Source organism: Herbiconiux sp. (assembly GCF_023264855.1).
Lineage (GTDB): Bacteria > Actinomycetota > Actinomycetes > Actinomycetales > Microbacteriaceae > Herbiconiux.
Genome location: NZ_JAHFUW010000009.1, coordinates 57,058 through 80,060, shown reverse-complemented (window position 1 = coordinate 80,060; position 23,003 = coordinate 57,058). Strand labels below are relative to the sequence as shown.

25 protein-coding genes are annotated in these 23,003 nt (G+C 70.1%); 16 read left to right on the top strand and 9 right to left on the bottom strand.

Annotation, left to right across the window (positions count from 1 at the left end; translation table 11 throughout):
- Positions 1–4: 4 nt before the first annotated feature.
- Entirely contained in the window at positions 5–994 is a 990-nt protein-coding gene (locus Q0D75_RS05680; RefSeq protein WP_291050323.1) for an FAD:protein FMN transferase, read from the top strand.
- Positions 991–2,511, top strand: a complete 1,521-nt coding sequence (locus Q0D75_RS05675; protein ID WP_291050321.1) for an oxidoreductase — start codon at positions 991–993, stop codon at positions 2,509–2,511. The genes Q0D75_RS05680 and Q0D75_RS05675 overlap by 4 nt, the downstream gene beginning before the upstream one ends.
- 133 nt (positions 2,512–2,644) lie before the next feature.
- On the opposite strand, the gene Q0D75_RS05670 is transcribed toward Q0D75_RS05675, so the two are convergent.
- The 3 genes from Q0D75_RS05670 to Q0D75_RS05660 all read right to left on the bottom strand — a co-directional run bounded on the left by Q0D75_RS05670 (position 2,645) and on the right by Q0D75_RS05660 (position 6,299).
- A complete protein-coding gene (locus Q0D75_RS05670) occupies positions 2,645–4,051 on the bottom strand; it encodes a deoxyribodipyrimidine photo-lyase (RefSeq protein ID WP_291050319.1) in 1,407 nt (468 codons plus the stop codon).
- A 103-nt stretch (positions 4,052–4,154) separates the two neighbouring features.
- The gene (locus Q0D75_RS05665; RefSeq protein WP_291050317.1) at positions 4,155–4,595 is read right to left on the bottom strand and encodes a MarR family transcriptional regulator; all 441 of its coding nucleotides are present in this window, start codon (positions 4,593–4,595) and stop codon (positions 4,155–4,157) included.
- 36 nt (positions 4,596–4,631) lie between these two features.
- Positions 4,632–6,299: an amidohydrolase gene (locus Q0D75_RS05660; RefSeq protein ID WP_291050315.1), complete on the bottom strand. Its 1,668-nt coding sequence runs from the start codon at positions 6,297–6,299 to the stop codon at positions 4,632–4,634.
- 431 nt (positions 6,300–6,730) lie between these two features.
- Here Q0D75_RS05660 and Q0D75_RS05655 point away from each other — a divergent pair, with 431 nt between their 5' ends.
- Genes Q0D75_RS05655 through Q0D75_RS05640 form a run of 4 tightly spaced genes read left to right on the top strand, consistent with a single transcriptional unit; the run spans position 6,731 to position 11,086 of the window.
- Complete coding sequence (locus Q0D75_RS05655) at positions 6,731–7,516, top strand: DeoR/GlpR family DNA-binding transcription regulator (RefSeq protein WP_291050313.1); 786 nt, start codon at positions 6,731–6,733, stop codon at positions 7,514–7,516.
- Positions 7,513–8,523 (top strand): 1-phosphofructokinase family hexose kinase, encoded by a 1,011-nt coding sequence (locus Q0D75_RS05650; protein ID WP_291050311.1) that lies wholly within the window; start codon positions 7,513–7,515, stop codon positions 8,521–8,523. The genes Q0D75_RS05655 and Q0D75_RS05650 overlap by 4 nt, the downstream gene beginning before the upstream one ends.
- Positions 8,524–8,540: 17 nt before the next feature.
- On the top strand, positions 8,541–10,763 hold the full coding sequence (locus Q0D75_RS05645) for a fructose-specific PTS transporter subunit EIIC (RefSeq protein WP_291050309.1): 2,223 nt from the start codon (positions 8,541–8,543) through the stop codon (positions 10,761–10,763).
- Between the two features lie 53 nt (positions 10,764–10,816).
- Positions 10,817–11,086 (top strand): HPr family phosphocarrier protein, encoded by a 270-nt coding sequence (locus Q0D75_RS05640; RefSeq protein WP_291050307.1) that lies wholly within the window; start codon positions 10,817–10,819, stop codon positions 11,084–11,086.
- 283 nt (positions 11,087–11,369) lie between these two features.
- Here Q0D75_RS05640 and Q0D75_RS05635 read toward each other — a convergent pair whose 3' ends face one another.
- Positions 11,370–12,077 (bottom strand): winged helix-turn-helix domain-containing protein, encoded by a 708-nt coding sequence (locus Q0D75_RS05635; RefSeq protein WP_291050305.1) that lies wholly within the window; start codon positions 12,075–12,077, stop codon positions 11,370–11,372.
- Between the two features lie 368 nt (positions 12,078–12,445).
- Between Q0D75_RS05635 and Q0D75_RS05630 the strand changes: the two genes are divergently transcribed.
- The gene (locus tag Q0D75_RS05630) at positions 12,446–13,915 is read left to right on the top strand and encodes an MFS transporter (RefSeq protein WP_291050303.1); all 1,470 of its coding nucleotides are present in this window, start codon (positions 12,446–12,448) and stop codon (positions 13,913–13,915) included.
- A 152-nt stretch (positions 13,916–14,067) separates the two neighbouring features.
- Here the strand turns inward: Q0D75_RS05630 and upp are convergent, their stop codons facing one another.
- Positions 14,068–14,700 (bottom strand): uracil phosphoribosyltransferase, encoded by a 633-nt coding sequence (gene upp / locus Q0D75_RS05625; RefSeq protein WP_291050301.1) that lies wholly within the window; start codon positions 14,698–14,700, stop codon positions 14,068–14,070.
- Between the two features lie 245 nt (positions 14,701–14,945).
- Between upp and tadA the strand changes: the two genes are divergently transcribed.
- On the top strand, positions 14,946–15,413 hold the full coding sequence (tadA, locus tag Q0D75_RS05620; protein ID WP_291050364.1) for a tRNA adenosine(34) deaminase TadA: 468 nt from the start codon (positions 14,946–14,948) through the stop codon (positions 15,411–15,413).
- Here the strand turns inward: tadA and Q0D75_RS05615 are convergent.
- A complete protein-coding gene (locus Q0D75_RS05615) occupies positions 15,296–16,108 on the bottom strand; it encodes a glutamine amidotransferase (RefSeq protein ID WP_291050299.1) in 813 nt (270 codons plus the stop codon). The genes tadA and Q0D75_RS05615 overlap by 118 nt on opposite strands.
- Positions 16,109–16,121: 13 nt before the next feature.
- Positions 16,122–17,084, bottom strand: coding sequence for a cation diffusion facilitator family transporter (locus Q0D75_RS05610; protein ID WP_291050297.1), 963 nt, complete (start codon positions 17,082–17,084; stop codon positions 16,122–16,124).
- A gap of 103 nt (positions 17,085–17,187) precedes the next feature.
- Here Q0D75_RS05610 and proC point away from each other — a divergent pair, with 103 nt between their 5' ends.
- The gene (proC, locus tag Q0D75_RS05605; protein ID WP_291050295.1) at positions 17,188–18,036 is read left to right on the top strand and encodes a pyrroline-5-carboxylate reductase; all 849 of its coding nucleotides are present in this window, start codon (positions 17,188–17,190) and stop codon (positions 18,034–18,036) included.
- Between the two features lie 79 nt (positions 18,037–18,115).
- Here proC and Q0D75_RS05600 read toward each other — a convergent pair whose 3' ends face one another.
- The gene (locus tag Q0D75_RS05600; RefSeq protein WP_291050293.1) at positions 18,116–18,787 is read right to left on the bottom strand and encodes a TrkA family potassium uptake protein; all 672 of its coding nucleotides are present in this window, start codon (positions 18,785–18,787) and stop codon (positions 18,116–18,118) included.
- The gene (locus tag Q0D75_RS05595) at positions 18,780–20,270 is read right to left on the bottom strand and encodes a potassium transporter TrkG (protein WP_291050291.1); all 1,491 of its coding nucleotides are present in this window, start codon (positions 20,268–20,270) and stop codon (positions 18,780–18,782) included. Before Q0D75_RS05595 ends, Q0D75_RS05600 begins: the two co-directional genes overlap by 8 nt.
- A 114-nt stretch (positions 20,271–20,384) precedes the next feature.
- Here Q0D75_RS05595 and Q0D75_RS05590 point away from each other — a divergent pair, with 114 nt between their 5' ends.
- From Q0D75_RS05590 to Q0D75_RS05560, 7 genes are all read left to right on the top strand, one after another.
- Entirely contained in the window at positions 20,385–20,846 is a 462-nt protein-coding gene (locus tag Q0D75_RS05590) for a metalloregulator ArsR/SmtB family transcription factor (RefSeq protein ID WP_291050288.1), read from the top strand.
- Between the two features lie 110 nt (positions 20,847–20,956).
- Positions 20,957–21,151, top strand: a complete 195-nt coding sequence (locus tag Q0D75_RS05585) for a helix-turn-helix domain-containing protein (RefSeq protein WP_291050286.1) — start codon at positions 20,957–20,959, stop codon at positions 21,149–21,151.
- Positions 21,152–21,233: 82 nt separating this feature from the next.
- The gene (locus Q0D75_RS05580; RefSeq protein WP_003792170.1) at positions 21,234–21,332 is read left to right on the top strand and encodes an AURKAIP1/COX24 domain-containing protein; all 99 of its coding nucleotides are present in this window, start codon (positions 21,234–21,236) and stop codon (positions 21,330–21,332) included.
- Positions 21,333–21,415: 83 nt separating this feature from the next.
- The gene (locus tag Q0D75_RS05575; protein ID WP_291050285.1) at positions 21,416–21,742 is read left to right on the top strand and encodes a hypothetical protein; all 327 of its coding nucleotides are present in this window, start codon (positions 21,416–21,418) and stop codon (positions 21,740–21,742) included.
- A gap of 55 nt (positions 21,743–21,797) precedes the next feature.
- On the top strand, positions 21,798–22,058 hold the full coding sequence (locus Q0D75_RS05570) for a glutaredoxin family protein (protein WP_137838025.1): 261 nt from the start codon (positions 21,798–21,800) through the stop codon (positions 22,056–22,058).
- The gene (locus tag Q0D75_RS05565; RefSeq protein WP_291050281.1) at positions 22,055–22,354 is read left to right on the top strand and encodes a Dabb family protein; all 300 of its coding nucleotides are present in this window, start codon (positions 22,055–22,057) and stop codon (positions 22,352–22,354) included. The genes Q0D75_RS05570 and Q0D75_RS05565 overlap by 4 nt, the downstream gene beginning before the upstream one ends.
- A gap of 46 nt (positions 22,355–22,400) precedes the next feature.
- Positions 22,401–22,958, top strand: coding sequence for a GNAT family N-acetyltransferase (locus Q0D75_RS05560; protein WP_291050279.1), 558 nt, complete (start codon positions 22,401–22,403; stop codon positions 22,956–22,958).
- The last annotated feature ends 45 nt before the right edge of the window (positions 22,959–23,003 follow it).

Here is a 23,003-nt window from a genome sequence, read left to right as displayed (position 1 = left end):
CGCGATGACCGCGACGACCCAGGATCCGGTCGTGCGCGAGCCCTCCCGCGTCGATTTGACCGGCGTCGATCCGGCCCGCGTCGATCCGGCTCGTGTCGACCGGGCCCGCGTCGATCCGGCCCGCTTCGATTTCGAGGCCATCGGCACGCACTGGCAGATCGAGACCCCGGATGCGCTGGAGCCCTCCCTCCGCGAGGCCGTGCTCGAGCGGATCGCGGCGTTCGACGCCGTGTACTCGCGTTTCCGCGCGGACTCTCTGGTCACCCGGATCGCCCAGCAGCCCGGGCAGCACTCGTTCCCGCCCGATTCGGCGGCGCTGTTCGAGCTCTACGACCGCCTGGTGGCCGCGACCGGCGGCGCGCTCGACCCGCTCGTCGGGCGCGAGCTCGAGCTGCTCGGCTACGACCCCTCCTACACTCTGCAGCCGGTCGCGCCCGGTGATCGCCGGGCGACGGATGCGCTCCCGCGGCCCGCCTGGCCGGTCGATGTGCACCGCAACGGCCTCGAGGTCGTCACCGAGCGACCGCTCGTGATCGACGTCGGCGCCGCCGGCAAGGGCTATCTCGTCGACATCGTCGCCGCGCTCCTGCGCGAGCACGGTCTCGCCGAGTTCGTCGTGGATGCCAGCGGCGATCTGGTGCACCGGGGTGCCGAGCCGATCCGGGTCGGCCTGGAGCATCCGCTGCACCCCGGTCAGGCGATCGGCGTGGCGGAGTTCGCGAGCGCCTCGCTCTGCGCCTCGGCGAGCAACCGCCGCACCTGGGGCGACGGGCTGCACCACATCCTCGACCACCGCACGGGCAACCCGGCCCGCGAGGTGATCGCGACCTGGGTGGTGGCCGCCGACACGGCCCTCGCCGACGGGCTGGCCACCGCCCTGTTCTTCACCGGCGCGCACCAGCTCGCGAACACATTCCATTTCAGCTATATCCGCATGTACGCCGACGGCCGAGCCGAACGCTCGCGCGACTTCCCCGGGGAGCTCTTCTCATGAAAGCACGACTGGACACGCTGATCGGCCGCATCACGATGTACAACCTGATGGTGCTCGTGCTCGGCGTGATCGCCGTCGTGGCGCTGATCGCCAGCGCGGTCGGGCAGATCTTCTACACCCCGCTGCAGCTTGTTCTGAGCCTCGCCGTGGCACTCGTGGCCACGCTCGTTTCCAGCTGGGTGCTGGCGCTCGCCTTCCGCACCCGGGCGCACCTGCAGTCGGCCGCCATCACCGGTCTGCTGATCTTCTTCGTGTTCATCCCCACGGGTGAGGTCGTGAGCCTCCTGCTGCTGGCGGTCACGGGCATCGTGGCCTCCGCCTCGAAGTTCCTGCTCGCCATCCGGGGCCGCCACATCTTCAACCCCGTCGCCATCGCGGCCGTGGTGATGTCGGTGAGCACGCTCTACCCGTCCGCCTGGTGGGTCGCTACGCCCGTGCTGCTGCCCTTCGTCGCCGTCGGCGCATTCCTCGTGCTCTACCGCACCCGCAAGCTCGCGCTCGGCCTCACCTTCGTGCTGCTGGCCACGGCCATCTCGACCGCGCGGATGATGACGCTGGGCACCGGATTCGGCGACGCCCTGTGGCTGGCCGTCGGTTCGTTCCCGATCGTCTTCCTGGCCGGCTTCATGCTGAGCGAGCCGCTCACGCTGCCGCCGCGGCGCTGGCAGCAGCTGGGGGTGGCGGCGCTCGTCGCCGTGCTGTTCTCGATCCCGTTCCAGATCGGTCCGGTGTACTCCTCGCCCGAGATCGCCCTGGTGATCGGCAATGCCGTGGCCTTCGCCTTCGGGCAGCGGCGCAGCATCCGTCTGCGCTATCAGGGGGTGCGCGACCTCACGCCCACCGCGGCGTCGTTCGACTTCGTGCCGCTCGCGCCGCTGCGCTTCCGGGCCGGTCAGTACCTCGAGCTGACGCTGCCGCACAAGGGCGCCGACTCGCGTGGAACCCGCCGGGTGTTCAGCATCGCCTCGTCGCCCGACGAGGGGGCGCAGGCCGAGCGCGTGAGCGTGGGCATCAAGCTCTCGCAGCCGTCGAGCTCGTTCAAGACGGCGCTGGCCGGCCTCGAGCCCGGATCCGTGGTGCGCGCCACCGGCGTCTCGGGCGACTTCCTGCTGCCGACGGATGCCTCGGTGCCCCTGGTGCTCGCGGCCGGCGGCATCGGCGTCACGCCGTTCGTCGCGCAGCTGGCCGATCGGGCCCGCGGCGGCTCCCGCCCCGCCGACGTGGTGCTCGTCTACGCGGTCTCGGCCGCCGACGAGCTGGCGTACCAGCCCGAACTCCTGGCCGCCGGCATCCGCGTGCTCGTCACGGCCCCCACCGAGCCCTCCGACCTCCCGCCGGAGTGGGTCTACCTCGGCTCCGGCCGTCTGACCTCGGATACCCTGAAAGCGGCGATCCCGGATGTCGCCGCTCGCCGCGCCTACGTCTCAGGCCCTCCCGGCTTCGTCGACCACGTCTCCGCCGAGTTCCGTCACGCCGGCGCCCGCCGCATCCACCGCGACGCCTTCAGCGGATACTGACTTGTTTGGTTCGCCGCCGCCCCTGCGGCGAACCGTGCGAGTCGTGTTCGGCGCGGTGGCTTTGGGCGCCCTACCGGCGGAAAAGCGACGTACACGCCGCCGCTTTTCCGCTGGCTCGGGGTAGGCGGCGAGATCAGCGGATGGTGGCGTAGGCGTCGAGCGCTGCTTTGCGCGACTCCTTGAGGTCGACGAGGGGGTCGGGGTACGCCTCGGGGTCATCCACCTCGGGCACCCAGTGCGCGATGTACTGGCGCTGCGGATCGAACTTCGTGGCCTGCAGTTCGGGGTTGAAGACCCGGAAGTAGGGGGCCGCATCCGGCCCCGAGCCGGCCACCCACTGCCAGTTCAGCGCGTTCGACGCCGGGTCGGCATCCACCAGCGTGTCCCAGAACCAGGCCTCGCCCACCCGCCAGTCCACGCGCAGGTTCTTCACCAGGAACGACGCCACCACCATCCGCACCCGGTTGTGCATCACGCCGGTGTGCCAGAGCTCGCGCATCCCCGCGTCGACCAGGGGGATGCCCGTTCGCCCTTGCTGCCAGGCCGCGAGCGTCGTCGGCGAGGGCTTCTCCCACGGAAAGCGGTCGAACTCGGGCCGCATGTTCTCGGTGGTGATCGAGGGCAGGTGGTACAGCAGGTGGTACGCGAACTCCCGCCACACCAGCTGGCGGAGGAATGCGGATGCCCCGACCGCATCCTGGGGCGCCCGCGAACGATGCCGCTCCACCGCGTGCCACACCTCGAACGGGCTGATCTCGCCGAAGCGCAGGTGCGGCGAGAGCCCGGAGGTGGCGTCTTCGGCCGGGAAGTCCTGTTCGTCGACGTACGCGCCGACGCCGGAGCGCAGGAACGAACCGAGGCGATCGTGCGCGCCCTGCGAGCCGGGCTGCCAGCGCTCGCGCAGGCCCGCGGCCCAGTCGGGGCGGGTGGGCAGCAGCGCCCAGGCATCGAGCTCGTCCGACGCGACCTGACGATGGTGCAGCTCGTCCGAGACGGTCGGAGCCGGCACCGGATGCCGCGGCGTCGGCCGCGAGGTCACCGCCCGCCAGAACGGCGTGAAGACCTTGTACCAGCCGCCCTGGCCGGTGAGGATCGTCCACGGTTCGACGAGCACCGAGCCGTGGAAGCTCTCGACCTCAAGGCCGGCCTCGCGCAGCGACGACTTCAGGCCGGTGTCGACGGCGCGCTCGGCCTCGCCGTAGCGCCGGTTCCACAGGGCCGCGGTGGCGCCGACCTCGGAGACGACCGCCGGAACCACGTCAGCGGCCTTCCCGCGTCGCAGCGTGAGCTCGAGGCCCACCGCCCGCAGCTCCTCGCCGAGGGCCTCGAGCGAGCCGTGCAGCCACCAGCGCGACGCCGCGCCCAGCGGGCGGATGCCGTCGGACTCGTCGTCGAGCACGTACAGGCAGACGATCGGGTCGCCGCGCCGGACGGCGTCGTGCAGGGCGGGGTTGTCGCGGATCCGCAGATCGTCGCGCAACCAGACCAGGGTCGTGCCGGAGGGGGTCGGGCCGGAGGGGGTCGTGCCGGAGTCGCTCACCCTCTCATCCAACTCGGGGCCGGGCGCATCCGCACCCCGTCGCAGCGGCACCGTCGCATCCGCACCCCGTCGCATCCGCACGCCGGCGGCGAACCCGGAGCGGTCATTTCCCGGCGACGCCGGTGCGCAGCTTGTCGCAGAGCCGGGCAAGCTCGTCGAGCTCGTCGGGGGTGAGGTGCCCGCTCATGTGCGCGCTGATCGACTCGGCGTGCAGCACGGCCGCCTTGCGGTAGGTCTGCACGCCCTCGTCGGTGAGGTGCACGAGCGTGCCGCGACCGTCGGTGGGGTCGTCGCACTTCGCGAGGATGCCGCGGGCCACCAGCCGGTCGACCAGCCGGCTGATGCTGGGCTGGGTGAGCAGCACCTTCTCGCCGAGGTCGCGGATGCGCAGGGTCTTCTGCGGCTGGATGAAGAGGTTGAACATCACGTCGTACTCGTTCAGAGACACGATGTCGGTGGGGAACTCGGTCGCGAGCTGGCGCATCACTGTCACCTGCGCGCGGAAGAGCGATTCCCAGGCCGCCACGGGAGAGACGTCGGGCATGCCACCTCCAGGCAGTCGTGGGTCGAAACGTGAGAATCATTCTGACACGGGCGGGTGCGGGATGTGCTCTCCGTGCGCGTCGGCCTGCCGCTGGTAGACCTGCTCGCCCGCCAGCCAGGTCTGCTCGACCGTCAGTGAGGGCAGCTCATCCGGGGTCACGGAGGACGGATCGGCCGAGAGCACCACCAGATCGGCGAACTTGCCCACCTCCAGGCTCCCCACCTCGTGCTCGGAGAACAGCTGCCACGCGGCATCCAGGGTCTGCGCGCGGATGGCCTCGTCGAGCGTGATGCCGTCGGCGCCCTCGATGTGCCGTCCCGAGCGCGTGGTGCGGGTCATCGCCACGCTCATGTTGCGCAGCGGTTCGGCGGGGGTGACGGTGCCGTCGTTGTGCAGCGAGATCTTCAGCCCGGCATCCAGGGCCGCGCGCGCGTTCGCCCAGGGCCCGCCGTGTTCGGGACCGAAGAGCTGGTCGACGAGCACCTCGCCCCAGTAGTACACGTGGTCGATCAGCAGGCTCGCCGTGACGCCCAGCGCGGCCGCCTGCTCGAACTGGGCGGGACTCATGGCGCCGACGTGCTCCATCCGCAGCCGGTGGTCGGCCCGTGGATGCCGTGCGAGCAGGGCCTCCCACGTGTCGAGCACCCGGTCCACCGCGAGGTCGCCGTGCACGTGGCAGGCGAGCTGCCAGCCCTCGGGGAAGTACTGCTCGACCACCTCGTCGAGCTGTTCGCGGCTGTAGTTGGCCGAGCCGTGCGACCCCGGCTCGACGCCGATCGAGCGGGTGCCCTCGGTGTCGAGATAGGGGAAGGAGATGAGGATGTTGCCGACCCACGGCGATCCGTCGGCCCACGTCTTCACGCCCACCTGCCGCACCAGCTCGTCGCCGTTGTCCGGCTGCACCGAGGCCTTCTTGCCCGGTGCCGACATCTCGTAGAGGCGCAGGCGCGCGCTCAGGCCGCCGGCGGCGCGGGCCGCGTCGAGGGCGGGCTGCTTGGCGTGATCCCAGCTCATGTCGCTCACGGTCGTGATGCCGACGGCGTTGAGGGTTCCGAGGTAGCCCGCCAGCAGCGCGGGCAGCTCGTGGGCGGCCGCGCCGAGCGTCGATCCCATCAGGGCGAACACCGTGCCCACCTCGAAGCCCTTGCCGGTGAGCTCGCCGTCGGCGTCCTTCTCCCAGTGCGAGCCCACCGGATCGGGCGTGTCTTTGTCGATCCCCGCCTTCTTCGCCGCCGCCGTGTTGAAGTACACGACGTGCCCGGAGTTGTGCAGGATCACGAGCGGCGTCGCGCCGCCGATGCGGTCGAGCTCGTGGATGCCCGGGTCGCTCAGCCCGGTCTGCAGCAGGCCGTCCCACCCGTTGAAGTAGGCGCCCTCCGGATGCTCCGCGACACCCTCGTGGATGGCCTGCATCACCTCCTCGGCGGTCGCGAGCGTGACGGGCCGGATGTCGACCATGAAGTGGCTGAGCACCACGGCGGTGTCGCTCGGATGCCCGTGCGCCTCCACGAACCCGGGCAGCAGGGCGCGGTCGCCGAGTTCGATGAGCTCGAGTTCGTCGCCGGACGCTGTCACGGCGGCCCGCACTTCTTCCATCGTCCCCACAGCGGCGATCCGGCCGTCACGCACGAGAAGAGCCTCGGCTCGTGGCCGTGCCGTATCAACGGTGATGACGGTGCCGACGAACAGCGTCTCAGTGCTCATGCGGCAACCGTATCGCCGCAGCGATCCCGGTGGAGAGCTCGTGAGTGGAGTGCTCGTGGGTGGAGTGCTCGGTTAAATGATTGAGGGCCCGTCGTAGAGGCTAACGACGGGCCCTCTCCCTTGCACCAAGAGTGTCCTGCAATCACATTCCGTCTCAGTTGCCACAGCAAACAACTTCGACTCCTTGAATATATAACGGTCCGGTAACGGACCGCTAGTTACCAAAACGTTATTTTCCTGGGAATCGGCTGTGTGCCTCATTCGGGGGGCGGATGCAAGCCTTCGGCGCCAGTCTTTGCGCGCCGATATCCCCCCTTGATCTCTCATCAATCTGTGTTTGACTCTTGCATTCGAAGATAAACGGATCTAATCTCACACGAACACAGAAATGTGCAGATTCAGAGCCGAGTCCTCGGGAAGGTCGAACCGACATGTACGCCGTCGAACGCCACGAACAGATCAGCGACCTGCTCGCCACCAGCGGCCGCGTTACCGTCGCCGACCTGGCCGTCTCGCTCGGCGTCACGCCCGAGACGGTGCGCCGCGACCTCGACCTGCTCGAGCGGGAAGGCGTCTTGCGCCGCGTGCACGGCGGAGCCGTCGCGAGCACCAAGACCAGCATCGCCGAGCCGAGCGTCGCCGACCGGACGGATCGGGCGCGCGAGGCGAAGCTCGCCATCGCCGACGCCGCGCTCACCCTGCTCGGTGAGGGCTTCAGCGGCTCCATCCTGCTCGACGGCGGCACCACCACCGGCGCGCTGGCCGAGCGTCTGGCCGACTGGACCTCCTCCGACGGCCGCCAGCTGATCGTCATCACCAACTCCGTGCCGATCGCCGCACTGCTCCACCTCAATCCCGCGATCGACCTGCACCTGCTCGGCGGCAGCGTGCGCGGCGTCACGAGCGCGGCCGTCGGTGCCGCCGCCATCGACCAGCTCGCCCATCTGCGACCCGACATCGCCTTCCTCGGTGCCAACGGCATCAGCGCCTCGTTCGGTCTCAGCACCCCCGAGGAGCGGGAGGCCTCGGTGAAGGCGGCGATGATCCGCAGCGCCCGCCGCACCGTCGCGCTCGTCGATGCGAGCAAGCTCGGCGACGAGGCGCTCTACCGCTTCGCCGAGCTGCGCGATCTCGACACCCTCATCTCCGACGCCGACCCGGCCGGAACGCTCTCCGCCGCGCTCGACGCCGACGGGGTCGAGGTGATCGTCGCGTGATCGTCACCGTCACGGTCAACCCCTCCTTCGACCGCACCATCGATCTCACCGCCCCGCTGCAGCGCGGCCAGGTGCAGCGCGCGTTCCGCTCCACCCAGGAGCCGGGCGGCAAAGGCGTCAACGTCTCGCGAGCGCTGCACGCCGCCGGATGCCCGACTCTCGCCCTGCTGCCCGGCGCGCCGGACGATCCGCTGATCCTCGCCCTCGGTGCGGCCCGCATCCCGGCCGAGAGCGTGCCCGTCGAGGCGCCGATCCGCTCGAACACGACCGTCACCGAGCCCGACGGCACCACCACCAAGCTCAACGAGCCCGGTGCGCCGGTCGACGAGGCCACGACGGATGCGCTGATCGCGCTCATCGTGCAGCGCTCGGCCGCCGCCTCCTGGCTCGTGCTCGCCGGGTCATTGCCGCCCGGAGCCCCCGACGACTTCTACGCGCGGATCGTTGCGGCGGTCCAGTCGGAGGCTGCGCTGTCCGGGCGCAGCGCGCCGGCGATCGCCGTCGACAGCTCGGGCTCGCCCCTGGCCGCCGCCGTGGCATCCGGGGCCTCGATCGCCCTGATCAAGCCGAACGGCGACGAGCTGCTCGAACTCGCCGCCGCGTCCGGCATCGCGGTCCCCGCCCTCGCCTCCGACGACTTCGAGGCGGATGACGACGCCGTGATCGCCGTGGCCCACGACCTGCTCGACCGCGCGCCCGCGCTCGGATCGCTGCTCGTGACGCTCGGCGCCCGCGGCGCCCTGCTGGTGAGCCGCGACGAGGTGCTCGCCGCCCGCGCCCCCGTCATCGTGGCCCGCAGCACGGTCGGTGCGGGCGACTGCTCGCTCGCCGGCTACCTGCTCGCCGCCGAACGCGGTGACGACGTGGCCGGTCGCCTCGCCCAGGCCGTCGCCCACGGTGCGGCCGCCGCCTCCCTGCCCGGCTCCCGGGTTCCGTCCCTCGAGCTCACCCATCCCGACGAGATCCTCGTCAGCCAGCGCCCGCGCATCGCCGCCGGGCGGAGATAACGAAGGAGTTCCCTCCCATGTCCCTCATCACCACGGAACTGGTCCTGCTCGACCAGGATCTCGGCGCCGAGAAGTCCGGCGTCATCCGCCGCCTGGCCGAACTCGTCACCGCCACCGGCCGCGCCACCGACGCCGAGGCGCTCTACGCCGATGCGTGGGATCGCGAGAGCAAGACCGACACCGGCATCCCCGGCGGCCTCGCCATCCCGCACTGCCGCTCGGCGGCCGTGCTCGAGCCGACGCTCGCCATGGCCCGGCCGCGCCCCGCGGTCGACTTCGGCGCGGGCGACGGCCCGGCCGACCTGATCTTCTTCATCGCCGCTCCCGACGGCGCCGACCAGGAGCACCTCGTGCTGCTGTCGACGCTCGCCCGCTCGCTCATCAAGCCCGAGTTCGTGGCGGCCCTCCGCGAGGCGCCGACGGCGGAGGCCATCGTGGCGCTCGTCGACGGGGCGCTGGCGGGAGGGGCGTCCGCGAAGGCGGCGGCTGCTCCTTCGGCGACGGCGACGGCGGCGGATGGTGCTGCGGCGCCGGTCGCGGAGACCGTGGCACCGGTCGCGGCGGCTGCTCCGTCGGCGCCGGCGGTCGCCGTTGCAGCCGAGAAGCCGATCCTCGTGGCGGTCACCGCCTGCCCCACGGGCATCGCGCACACCTACATGGCCGCCGACTCGCTGGTGGCCGCGGCCGCCCGCGCGGGGGCCGAGCTGCACGTCGAGACGCAGGGATCCTCCGGAGCCGACCCGCTGGATCCGTCGCTCATCGCCCGCGCCGTCGCCGTGGTGTTCGCGGTCGACGTCGACGTGCGCGACAAGGGCCGGTTCGCCGGCAAGCCCGTCATCCAGTCGCCTGTGAAGCGCGGAATCGACGAGCCCGACGCCATGATCGCGGAGGCGCTGGCCGCTGCGACCGACCCCTCGGCCCGCCGGGTGGCGGGGGAGAGCGGATCGGGCGAGGCCGCGGGCGCGGGCCGCTCCGGCAACGGAGCCCCGAACGAGCACATCGGCGCCAAGCTCAAGCGCTACCTGCTCACGGGCGTCAGCTACATGATCCCGTTCGTGGCGGGCGGCGGCCTGCTGATCGCGCTCGGCTTCTTGCTGGCCGGCTACCAGATCAACTCCAGCGCCACCGACATCGTGCTGGGCAACTCGCTCTGGAACCTGCCGGAGGGCGGCCTGGCCACCTATCTCGGTGCGGTCTCGTTCGTGATCGGTGCCGCCTCGATGGGCTTCCTCGTGCCCGCTCTCGCCGGTTACATCGCCTACGCGATCGCCGACCGGCCGGGTATCGCGGTCGGCTTCACGGCCGGTGCCGTGGCCCTGGTGATGAACGCCGGATTCCTCGGCGGTCTGGTCGGCGGTCTGCTGGCCGGCTTCATCGCCTGGGCGATCGGCCGCCTGCGCGTGCCGCGCGTCATCCGGGGCCTGATGCCCGTCGTGATCATCCCGCTGTTCGGCTCGATCTTCGCCTCCGGCCTCATGCTGCTCGTGCTCGGCGGCCCGATCGCACTGCTGATGACGGGGCTGAACGACTGGCTGTCGTCGCTCACGGGCGCCTCCGCGATTCTGCTGGGCATCATCCTGGGCTCCATGATGGCGATCGATCTGGGCGGCCCGATCAACAAGGTGGCGTACGCCTTCGCCGTGGCCGGTCTCGCGGCCGGCACCGTCGAGAACCAGGCGCCGTGGCAGATCATGGCGGCCGTGATGGCCGCGGGCATGGTTCCGCCGCTGGCCCTGGCGCTCGCCACCGTGATCGACCGGCGCCTGTTCAGCGCGGCGGAGCGCGAGAACGGCAAGGCGGCGTGGTTCCTCGGGGCGGCGTTCATCTCGGAGGGCGCGATCCCGTTCGCGGCGGCCGACCCGCTGCGTGTGATCCCCGCCGGCATCGTGGGCAGTGCGCTCACCGGTGCGATCGTGATGGGAACCGGCGTCACCTCGCAGGCCCCGCACGGCGGCATCTTCGTGTTCTTCGCGATCGGCAACATCGGCATGTTCCTGCTGGCGATCGTCGCCGGCATGGTGGTGTCGGCCGTACTCGTGGTGCTGCTGAAGCGCTTCGTGCGGCGCCGCCCGCTGGCCGATGACGCTTCGACCGCCGCCGGGGACGTGGCTGCGGTCTCCGCCGGTGCCGGTGCCGGTGCTGGTGCTGGTGCCGCGGATGCTGGGCTCACTGCTCCGGTGCCCGCTGCGGCCGGTGCGTCGCAGCCCGCGCCCCCTCGCACCGCGGTGCCGACCCGCTGACGACGGCCCCACACCCCACTTCCCCGATCTTTCGAACCGAAAGGCAGAACCTCATGCCCGAACGCACCGCCATCATCGCCAGCCGGGTGGGCCTGCACGCCCGTCCCGCCTCGATCTTCATCGACGCGGTCAAGAAGCAGCCCCTGCGCATCACGATCGCCAAGCCCGGAGGCACCCCGATGGACGCCTCCAGCATCCTCTCGATCATGAGCCTCGGCGCCGCCAACGGCGACACGGTCACCCTGGCCGCCGAGGGCCCCGAAGCCGAAGAGTCCCTCGAGACCCTGGCCGCCCTCCTGGAGACGGACCTAGACGCCTCCTAACCCGCACCCGCGCCGCGCGCGCACCGGCCTGTTGCGCCCGCGTGGCGTCGCAGCACACGAGCAACAGGCCGGTGCCGTAGAAAAGCGGCGGCGTGTACGTCGCTTTTCTGCGTGAGAGCGCACGACCCGCTCGAGCCCTTCACCTCACCGCAAGGTGCGCCGCAGCGGCGGCGGCGCACCCGGAGCCCAACGGGCTCCGGCAACCAGCACAGCGGCGCACCCGGAGCCCAGCGGGCTCCGGCATCCAGCACGTTCAGACCGGCACGCCGGTGCGGCCCCAGCCTCAGAACAGGTCAGGCGAGGGAGTGCTCGTGTGGCGAACACTGACATCGGCATGACGGTCGAACCGGTACCCCACACCCCGCACCGTGCGCACGATGTCTTCGTAGTCGCCGAGCTTGGAGCGCAGGCGCCGTACGTGCACGTCGATGGTGCGTTCGTTGGGGGCTTCTTCGTCGCCGGCGCTCCAGAGCGAGGAGATCAGTTCGGCGCGTTCGATGGTGCGGCCTTCGCGCAGCACGAGGTACTGCAGCAGCTCGAACTCCTTGTAGGTGAGGTTCGCGGCGGCGTTGTCCAACAGCACGCGCTTGCGGGAGAGGTCGACGACGACGCCGTCGCGGGCGCGGTCGGCGGCATCCGGGATCTCCTGGCGCTGGCGGGCCAGAGCCGAGGGGTCTTGCAGGGCGAGACGCACCACGTCGACATCGCGGCCACCGGCGCCGCGGGGAGCGAGCGCCACGGCGGCGTAGGTGTCGGAGGACGGGGCGATCTGCTGGGCGAGAGCCTTGAGGGCCTCGACGATGCGGCCGAGGTCGGTGCCGTCGGCGGCGGCCTTGTCTTCGTCGATGCCGACGTAGAGCACGAAGCCGCGGGCTTCGGTTCCTTCGGGCACGGCGCGGATGCGCGGGGCTTCGGAGAGGCCGTCGGCACGCTTGGTCGGCGAGACAGGCGAGACGGTGGTGGGGCGGGTATCGAGGTGAGCGATCGACATGGGAGTTGTCCTTGCGGCAGTGGCCCGGCTGGGGCGGACCCGAGAAGTATCAGGCTGCGGACTGGGATGAGAGTCCGGGACTGCACCGGCTGATCCGGTGCGGGAACGCCGTCACTCTGCAATCAGCGGGATGAAGCTGAGAGGGTGAGGGGCGCTCGGCGAGATGGTCTCGTTAGCGACACATTCGACAACACATGACGACACTGCCGGTCATCATCATGCCGGCATCCCCGATGGCCTCACTGGAGGTCAGGGCGTGCACGTTGTCAGTCATGTAAGGAATTCAACCGGACCGGCTGTGCCCCTGTCAAGTGCACGAGGGAGATCAGCGAGTGGGCGGATAGTTAGCACCGGTATAGATTTCGAGCATGACCTCTCCTTGTTCCGCGTCGACCGGTCGCGGGGGAACCCGCTGGCAGGCCTACTGGGTGGCCGTGGGTGTGGCCGCCCTGACCATCCTCGATCTGTCGAAGGTCAACGTGGGGCTCCCCTCGATCGAGAAGTCGCTGGGCGCGGACTCCACCTCGCTGCAGATCATCGTGGCCGGCTACGCGCTGGCCTTCGGTCTGGCCCTCGTCCCCTCCGGCCGGCTCGGCGATCTCTACTCGCGCAAGACGATGTTCATCGTCGGACTCAGCGCGTTCACCCTCTCCAGCGCGCTCTGCGCCCTCGCGCCGAGCATCGAGATCCTGCTGATCGCGCGGATCATCCAGGGCGTCGCCGCGGGCATCCAGATGCCGCAGGTGCTCGGACTCGTGCAGCAGTTGTTCCAGGGTGAAGAGCGCGGTCGCGCCTTCGGGATCTTCGGCGCCACGATCGGCGTCGCCACGGCGTTCGGGCCCACGCTCGGCGGCCTGCTGATCGCCATCGGCGGCGAGACCGACGGCTGGCGGCTGCTGTTCTGGATGAACGTGCCGCTCGGGCTCGTGGCGCTCGGCTTCGCGATCCGCCTGCTGCCGCGCACCCAGGCGCACCAGCCCGGGGCGCGCAACCTCGACCTGGTCGGGATCGTGCTGCTCGGGGCATCCGTGTTCAGCTTCATGCTGCCGTTCGTGCTCACCACGGGCGGGCCGGACGACAGTGCGTGGCGGTGGCTGTGGCTGGTCGGATGCGCCGTCGCCGTCGTGCTCTTCATCTGGTGGGAGCGGCGCTACGAGGCCTCGGGCAAGTCTCCCGCCATCCGGTTCGCGCTGTTCCGCATCAGCTCCTATCGCAACGGGTTGCTGCTGGCGGCCACCTGGTTCGCGGCGGGGCCGGCGATCTTCCTGCTGACGACGTTGTATCTGCAGCAGGGGCTCGGCTTCGCGCCGGTGTTCGCGGGCATGGTGAGCATCTCGTTCGCCCTGACGTCGGCCGTGTCGGCGCTCATCGGTGGGCGGCTGGTGGCGCGCTACGGCCGATCGCTGGTGGTGCTGGGCGTGGTGGTGGCGATCGTCGGGTTCGTCTTGGTGCTGCTGGCGGCCGTGCTGCCGCCGGCCGATTGGTCGATCTGGCTGATGGCCGCGGCGATGGCGGTCGCGGGGGCGGGTGGCGGGCTCGTGATCTCACCGAACCAGACCCTCACTCTGGCGGAGATCCCCGTCACCGAGGGCGGGACCGCCGGTTCGATGGCCCAGGTCGGTCAGCGCGTCGGCACCGCGGTCGGTGTGGCCGCGGCGTCAGCCTTGTTCTTCGCCACGATCTACCGCGAGAGCGCCGGCCCCGCCACCGACCTGCAGTTCTACCACGACGCCTACCGCAACGGCATGTTCGTGGCCCTGGGCCTGCTCGTGGTGGCCCTCGTCATCGGCCTCTTCGACCTGCGAGCCCGAGCCCGCCCCGCCGCCGACGCGGCCTGAGCCGCCGGCGCGCCGGTAGGACCCGCGCAGACCGGAAAAGGCGGCGGCGTGTACGTCGCCTTTTCCGGAGAGAGCGCCCATAAGCCTCGCGCCGCGCTACCTCACCGCAAGGTGCGCCGCAGAGGCGGCCGCGCACCGGTCTGAGCTATGGCTCAGACCGTTCCATACAGCCGGTCGCCGGCGTCGCCGAGACCGGGGACGATGTAGCCCTTTTCGTTGAGACGCTCGTCGAGGGCGCCCAGGACGAGCGTGACGTCTCGGCCCTCGGTGGCCTTCTCGAGGGCTGCTACGCCCTCGGGGGCGGCGAGGAGACAGACGGCCGTGACATCCTGAGCCCCGCGCGCGAAGAGGAACTCGATCGCGGCGCCGAGCGAACCGCCGGTGGCGAGCATCGGGTCGAGCACGAAGCACTGGCGGTCGGAGAGGTCGTCGGGAAGGCGCTCGGCGTAGGTGGTGGGCTCGAGGGTCTCCTCGTTGCGCACCATGCCGAGGAAACCGACCTCGGCGCTCGGGATGAGCTTCACCATGCCCTCGAGCATCCCGAGTCCGGCGCGCAGGATGGGCACGACCAGCGGACGCGGGTCGCTGATGGCCACACCGGTGGTCTCGGCCACCGGGGTCTGGATGGTGACGGGCTGCACGCGCACGGTGCGGGTGGCCTCGTAGGCGAGCAGGGTGACCAGCTCTTCGGTCAGCGAGCGGAACGTCGGCGACGGTGTCGCGCGATCGCGCAGGATCGTGAGTTTGTGGGTGATGAGCGGGTGGTCGGCAACGTGAACGCGCATGCCGCCAATCTACTGGACTCCGCCGACCGGCACAGGGCCGGCCGCGGGAACGACCGCGCCGGGCCGACTGGACGGGAGCGGTCGAGGGCGCGACGATAGAGGCTGCTGCCGGGCGAACCCGGTGACGTGGCGGAGACGGGGGATGCAGCGTGGCCGACCCGATTCCGGATGACCAGCCCGAGCCGGGCACGCTCTCCCTGCCGGCCCTGCCTGCCCTGCCGGAGACCGCTCGACTCGCCGAGTGGATGGGGCTGGCGCTGGACGAGGCACGGGCGGCTCTGGAGAGCGACGACGTGCCGGTCGGGGCGGTGGTCGTGGATCGCGACGGCACGGTCATCGGGGTGGGCCGCAACGAGCGCGAGCTGCGCGAGGATCCGACGGCGCACGCCGAGGTGGTGGCGATCCGGCAGGCGGCCTGGAAGCTCGGCGACTGGCATCTCACCGGAGCGACCCTGATCGTGACCCTGGAGCCGTGCGTGATGTGCGCCGGCGCCATCCTGGCCGCCCGCATCCCGCGCGTGGTCTACGGTGCCTGGGACGACAAAGCGGGGGCGGCGGGCTCGGTCTACGACGTGCTGCGCGACCGGCGCCTGAATCACCGGGTGGAGGTCGTCGCCGGAGTCGAGGCGGAGGCCTGTGGCGAGCTGCTGACCACGTTCTTCCGCGACAGGCCGTCGAGGGAGGGGCCGTCGAGGGAGAGCCCGTCGAGGTAGGCGCCGAGCATCCGGGCGGAGGCCGCCTGCATGCCGGCGCCGAAACGCTCGCGGTCGGCGCGGAGCGCTTCGGCGTCGTAGCCCGCGCGCTCGACGTAGGGCGCGTCGGCGACCAGCCACTCCTCGTGCATCGCATCCGTGAGCTCGGGATGGAACTGCACGGCCAGCAGCCAGTCGCCGGCCCCGTAGGCCTCGTTCTCGTATGCGGTGGAGGAGGCGAGCCGGGTGACGCCTTCCGGCAGGTCGAACGTGTCACCGTGCCATTCCGCGACCGGCACCTCGAGGATGTGCCGTACGGGGGAGTCGAGCCCCGCATCCGTGGGCCGCACGTCGCGGTACCCGACCTCGACGCTGCCGCCCCGGCGCACCTCGGAGCCGAGTGCGGCCGCGATCAGCTGGGCGCCGAAGCACACGCCGAGCGTGGGGCGTTCGCTCGCCAGTCGGTCGCGCACGAAGGCGATCTCGGTGCCGATGAACGGATGCTCGTGCGCCTCGTACACGCCCCGCGCCGAACCGAGCACCACCAGCAGCTCCGCATCCGCGACCGCCGCGAGATCGGCGGCGAAGGTCGGCGACCAGGCGTCGACGAACACGATCCGGTAGCCGCGCTCGCGCAGCACCGGCCCGAAGTTGCCGAGCGCCACCATCGGCTCGTGCCGCACCACGACGGCGGTCGGGCTCGCCTCCGCGCTCATCACCCGCCGCCCGTCAGTCCGCGCTCTTGATGATGATGGCGGAGGTGTTGAGCTCGACATCGACCGGAGGCACGTACACGTCGGGCTCGAGGTAGATCACCCGGGCCAGCGGAACGGCGGCCCGGATGTTCGCCTCCGTCTCGTCGATCGTGGCGGCGACATCGCGCAGCTCCGAGTCGGGCGACAGGGCGATCTTCGCGCCGACCAACAGCTCGTCGGGCCCGAGGTAGAGCGTCTTGATGTGGATCAGGCGGTCGACCTTGGGGGTGCCCTCGATCGCCGCGACGATCGCCGCGGCATCCGCGTCGTTGGCGCCCTCGCCCACCAGCAGGCTCTTCGTCTCGATGCCGAGGATCACGGCGACCACCACGAGCAGGGCGCCGATGAACAGGGTTCCGATGCCGTCCCAGATGCCGTCACCCGTGACCACCGACAGGCTCACGCCCACCAGCGCGAAGGCGAGGCCGGTGAGGGCCGCGGTGTCTTCGAGCAGCACCACGGGCAGCTCGGGCGCCTTGGCCCGGCGGATGAACTGCACCCAGCTCTGCTTGCCGCGGGTATGGTTCGACTCCTTGATCGCGGTGCGCAGCGAGAAGCTCTCGAGCCCGATCGCGATCACCAGCACGGCGATCGGGATCCACGGCAGCTCGATCTCGTGCGGGTTGCTGACCTTCTCGATGCCCTCGTAGATGGCGAACACGCCACCGACCGAGAACAGGATGATCGACACCACGAAGGCGTACACGTAGCGCTCGCGGCCGTAGCCGAACGGATGCTCCTTGTCGGCCTTCTTCTTCGCCTTGCGACCGCCCAGGAGCAGCAGCAACTGGTTGCCGGAGTCGGCGAGCGAGTGCACGCCCTCGGCGAGCATCGAGGAGGAACCGGAGAGGAAGAACGCCACGAACTTCGCCACCGCGATACCCACGTTCGCCAGCAATGCCGCGATGATGGCCCTGGTGCCGCCCGATGTGCTCACGTGTCTCGTCTCCTCCGGCAGGCGCATGCGCTCGATCGACCTCCGGTCGGCGCTGCGGGCTGCTCGGCCCAATCCTAGGATGGCCCGATCCTAGGATGGACCGATGAGCACCGCTGAGAGCACCCGCCTCCCGTCCATCGCCCTCCTCGGCGCCGGTTCGATGGGTCGCGCCATCCTGAGCGGTCTGCTCGCGCCGGGGGTCGAGGTGCAGGGCGGCATCCGGGTCACGAACCGTTCGGCCGAGAAGGCCGCCTCGTTCGACGGCACCCCGGGGGTGACGGCGTTCGCGACCGACGACGACCCCGAGGCGAACCGCCGGGCGGTGGCCGGAGCATCCGTGGTTCTGGTGGCGGTGAAGCCGGCGATGGTGCCCGACCTGCTCGACGAGATTGCGGATGCGCTCGAGCCGGGCGCGGTGGTCGTCAGCGTGGCGGCCGGCGTGACCGTCGCGACGTTCGAGAAGCACCTTCCGCACGGCGTCGCCGTCATCCGCTCGATGCCGAACACGCCGGCGGTGGTCGGCCGGGCCGTGACCGGTATCTCGGCCGGCACGCGCTCGAGCGACGACGACCTGGCGCTCGTGCGTGCGCTGTTCGAGACGGTGGGGACGGTGGTCGAGGTTCCGGAATCACAGCTCGATGCTCTCAGCACCATCTCGGGCTCGGGCCCCGCCTACGTGTATCTGTTGATAGAAGCGATGACGGCCGCGGCTGTGGAAAAAGGTTTCACCGCCGAGCAGGCGGCCGAGCTCGTGAACGGCACGTTCGCGGGCGCATCCGAACTCCTGGTGGCCAGCGGCACGACCCCCACCGAGTTGCGCATCCAGGTCACGAGCCCCAAGGGCACCACCGAGCGGGCCATCGCCGTGCTGCAGGACGCCGACCTCCCCGGGCTCTTCACGCGAGCCACCGACGCCGCCCTCGCCCGCGCGAAGGAACTCGCCGCCGGCTGATCCACCCACGACTTGCCACAAGTAATGGCAAGTGGCCGCGAAAAGCGGCGACTTCTGCCAAGTGGCGGTGGCCGGGGACTCAGTTACCGAGGGCGGCGAAGGCCTCGATGTCGGAGGACTTGCCCGAGACGATGATCAGGTCGTGGTTCGAGACCACGGTCGACTCCGTCGCATACGTGAACGGCTTGCCGGGGCTCTTCACGCCCACCACGGTGATGTGGTACTTCGTGCGCACGCCCGACTCGGTGAGGTTGAGCCCCCGGATCGGCTTCGGCGGATACATCTTCACCAGCGCGAAGTCGTCGTCGAACTCGATGAAGTCGAGCATCCGCCCCGACACCAGGTGCGCCACCCGCTCGCCGGCCTCGGCCTCGGGGTAGATGACGTGGTTGGCGCCGATCCGTTCGAGGATCTTGCCGTGCGAGCGCGAGATCGCCTTCGCCCAGATCTGCGGCACCTTGAGGTCGACGAGGTTCGCGGTGATCAGCACCGAGGCCTCGATCGAGGAGCCCACCGCCACGACGGCGATCTGGAACTCCTGCGCGCCGATCTGCCGCAGCGCCTCGACGTTCTTCGCATCCGCCTGCACGGTGTGCGTGACCCGCTCCGACCACTTCTGCACGAGCCGCTCGTCTTCGTCGATGGCGAGCACCTCGCGGCCGAGCCGGTCGAGCTCGCCGGCGGTGGCGGCGCCGAAGCGGCCGAGGCCGATGACGAGCACGGGAGCGTCGTGTCTGATCCGGTCAACCAACGATGGGCCTCTCTTCCGGGCGTTTGTAGAGCTGCTGTCGCTGGCTCGCGGCCAGGGCGGCGGCCAAGGTCACAGTACCAACGCGGCCCATGAACATGGTGGCCGCCATGATGTAGACCCCGGCATCCGGCAACGACGCCGTCAGACCGGTGGTCAGGCCCGAGGTCGCGAAGGCCGAGATCACGTCGAACAGCACGAAGTCCAGCGGCGCCTTGGAGATCTGCAGGATCAGGATGCTCGACACGGCTACCGTCGTCGCCCCCCAGAGCACGACCGAGACACCCAGGCGCAGCACGTCGCCCGGGATGCGTCGGCCGAACGACTCCATGTCCTGCACACCGCGCGCCTCGGCGAACGCGGCCAGGAACAGCACGGCGAGCGTGGTCACCTTGATGCCGCCGGCCGTCGAGGCCGAACCGCCCCCGATGAACATCAGCATGTCGGTGACCAGCAGGCTCGAGCCGTTGAGGTCGGGGATGGAGATGGTGGAGAAGCCGCCGGAGCGCGTCATCACCGAGAGGAAGAAGCTCTGGAAGACGGTGTCGGCGGCGTTCAGGCCGCCGAAGGTCTTCGGATTGTCGAACTCCAGCACGATGTAGAGCACGGCTCCCGCCACGATCAGGATCGCGCTGGTGACCAGGGTCAGCTTCACGTGCACCGACCAGCGCACGCGGTGCTCGCGGCGGTAGTCCTTCGACTTGTGGCGGGACCGCCAGGCGCCCAGGCTGCGCGACAGTGTGTAGATCACGGGAAAGCCGATGCTGCCGAGGAACACCCCCACCATCAGGATGCCGAGGAAGAAGTAGTCGTTCTCGAACGCGGCGAGTCCTTCGGCGTTCGGAGCGAAGCCGGTGTTCGTGAACGCCATCGCCGAGTAGTAGAAACTGTTCCACACGGCCTCGCCCACCGGGATGCCGTCCAGCAGCATCCGGGGGAACAGCAGGCCGGCGATCACCACCTCGATCACGAAGGCGCTGATCGCGACCGTGGCCAGCAGGTTGCCGATCTCGCCGAGCCGCACCGCCTGCCCCTCGGCGACCGGGCCGTGGTGCATCCGGAGCGGGTTGGTGTCGCTCGCGGCGATCAGCCGGGCGCGCAGCCCCAGCTTGCGCGAGACCGCGAGGCCCAGGATGCTCGCCAGGGTCAGCACGCCGAGCGCGCCGATCTGCACGCCGATGAAGATCAGGATGTGGCCGAACACCGACCAGTGCGTGGCCATGTCGACGGTGGCGAGGCCGGTCACGCAGATCACCGAGACGGCGGTGAAGAGCGAGTCGGCCAGACCGGTCGCCTTGCCGGTGGCGCTGGAGATCGGCAGCGAGAACAGCACCGTGAACAGCACGATCAGGCCCGCGAAGATGAGGATCGCGAAGCGCGAGGGCGAGTTCTCGGAGAACTCGCGGAAACCGCTGCGCGCCCGGCCCACCCAGGTGCGGCCCCGGTTCAGAGGGTTGCGGCTGGTGACGGTGCTGCCGATGCCCATCCTGCTGATCCTCGCCTCGGTCGGTCGGCCGGTGCCGCGCTCCGGGCTTCGCTGAACGCTGCCATGCTACCCCGGGGTGGCGCGGATCCGGGGCGGCACCACTACCCTTGACGCATGGCCGACATCTTCTCCGTGATCGCTGACCCCACCCGGCGCCAGTTGCTGTCGCTGCTGCTCGAACGGTACGTCTCGGCCGACCCGGTGAGCGCATCCGGTGCCGCGGAGGGCGAGTTCAGCGTGTCGGAGCTCGTGTCGCAACTCGAACTGAGCCAGCCCACCGTCTCCAAGCACCTCAAGGTGCTGCGGGATGCCGGCCTCGTCGTCGTTCGCGAAGAGGGGCAGCACCGCTTCTACCGCATCGACGTGTCGCCGCTGGAGGAGGTGGAGGACTGGATCATCCCGTTCCTCTCGGCCGACTTCGACACCGCCGAAGAAGACGAGCTGTGGGAGAACGCCTCCGACGCCGTGAAGTCGGCCGCGGCCGCTTTCGGCCAGAACGTGGGGCGTCGCGCGGCGGCCACCACGCACGCCGTCAAGTCGGTCACCGACGACCTGGTGTCCAAGCTGCGGCGTTGACGACGACCGGTTTCTTGCCGGTGGGCCACGCGTGCCCCTATAGTTTCGAATTATCACTCCCGTCACACGACAGGTGTGCGGGGGTTCTCGAGAGGGTGATGGTCGACCAGATGGCCGCAGAGCTTGACGACGTGCGCTTCCTGACGGTCGCCGAGGTCGCCGAGATGATGCGGGTGTCGAAGATGACCGTCTACCGCCTGGTGCACTCCGGCGAACTGCCGGCGATCCGCTTCGGCCGCTCGTTCCGGGTGCCCGAATCGGCCGTCGCCTCGGCGGTCAGCAACCACATCGCCGATTCGGCCTAGCGGTAGCTGGTACACTTCTCCGAGGCTCTTTTGCCCCTGACCGCCGATCGGTGCGGTCATCCCCAATACGTGTGAGGTCTCAGTGGGTTCCGTAATCAAGAAGCGTCGCAAGCGCATGGCGAAGAAGAAGCACCGCAAGCTGCTTCGCAAGACCCGCCACCAGCGTCGCAACAAGAAGTAGACGAGTCTTCTCGTCTCGCTTCTGCGAGCAGGGCGCCAGGCTTCGGCTTGGCGCTTTTTGCTGTGCGGGCGTGTGATGGACTCATGACGCCCGTGCCGCCCGCCGCTGTGCCCGAGTATTGCGCCACGCTGGTCGTGCGCGACGCCGTCACCAAGCTCGACGCGCTGGCCGTGATCGCTCTGGCGGTCGACCGGCCGGTGTCGGATGCGCGGGGCGTGCATCCCTACGTCGAACTCGAGGGCGGGGCGCGCGCCGAGATCGAGATCCCCAAGTTCGGCGAGCCGCCGCCGCTGGCCATCGACGTGTACTCGACGCTGAGCCACGACCACGCGGCGATGAGCGCGCTCGCGCTGCTCGGGGTGCTGGAGACGGCCACCGCGTGGACCGTGAAGCCCGACTTCGTCCTCTAGCCCGACTTCGTTCTCCTATCCGACTTCGCTCCCTGAGCCTCGTTAGGCTTGGGGTGTGGCATCCGTCTCTCTCACGCTCATCGGCAAGCCCGGCTGTCATCTCTGCGATGACGCCCGGGACGTCGTGAACGGAGTGCTCGCCGAGTTGCCCGAGATCGAGGCGTCGGTCACCGAGCTGTCGATCCTCGACGACCCGGCGCTGCTCGACGAGTTCGCCGAGGAGATCCCCGTGCTGAAGATCGACGGGCGCGTGCACACCATCTGGCGGGTCGAACCGGCCCGTCTTCGAACCGCCCTGTTGGAGGCATCCGCATGATCCGTCACGTCGTCGCTTGGAAGGTCACGGCCGAAGACGCCGAGCAGAAGGCGGCCGATGTCGCCACCATCGTGCGACTGCTCTCGGCCCTGCCCGCGGTCATCCCATCGATCTCGACACTCACGGTCGGCGGCAACATGGCCTATTTCGACGCGAACTGGGACGTCGTGCTGGTGGCCGACTACGAGACCCTCGCCGATCTCGACGCGTACCAGACGCATCCGGAGCACCTGGCCGCGGGGCCGCAGATCAAGGCCCTCGTCTCGGCTCGGGCCTCGGTCGACTTCGAGTTCTGAACGAGGCGCGGGAAGCGAGGTGCCGGGTGCGGGTGCGGGCGCGGGAGTGCCTGAGCTGCTGACCGAGCGCCTCGTGCTGCGGCGGTGGCGGGCCGAGGATCGGGGGCCCTTCGCGGCGATGAACGGGAACGCGGCCGTGATGGAGTTCTTCCCTGCGCCGCTCTCGCGCGCGCAGAGCGACGACCTGGCGGAGCGCGCGGACGGCCTCTTCGAAACGCTCGGCTACGGGCTGTGGGCGCTCGAGCTGCGCGAGACCGGCGAGTTCGCCGGCTTCACGGGGCTGGCCCCGATGCCGGAGGGCGTGCCGGGGGCCGGGGGAGTCGAGGTGGGCTGGCGTTTGGCGCAGCCGTTCTGGGGTCGCGGGCTCGCGACGGAGGCCGCCCGGGCCGCCCTGCGGTTCGGGTTCGAGAACGCCGGGCTGAGCGAGGTGAACTCGATCACCGCCGTGATCAACGTGCGCTCGCGGGCCGTGATGGAACGGCTCGGGATGCGCGAGGCCGACCGCTTCGAGCATCCGCGGGTGCCGGAGGGCTCTCCGCTGCGGCTTCACGTGCGGTACACGATCCGGCCTGAAGGGGAGTTCGGTTCACAAATGCAGAAATAACGAAGAGCGACCCCGTATAGGGCGTCGCTCTTCGTTATTTCTGCA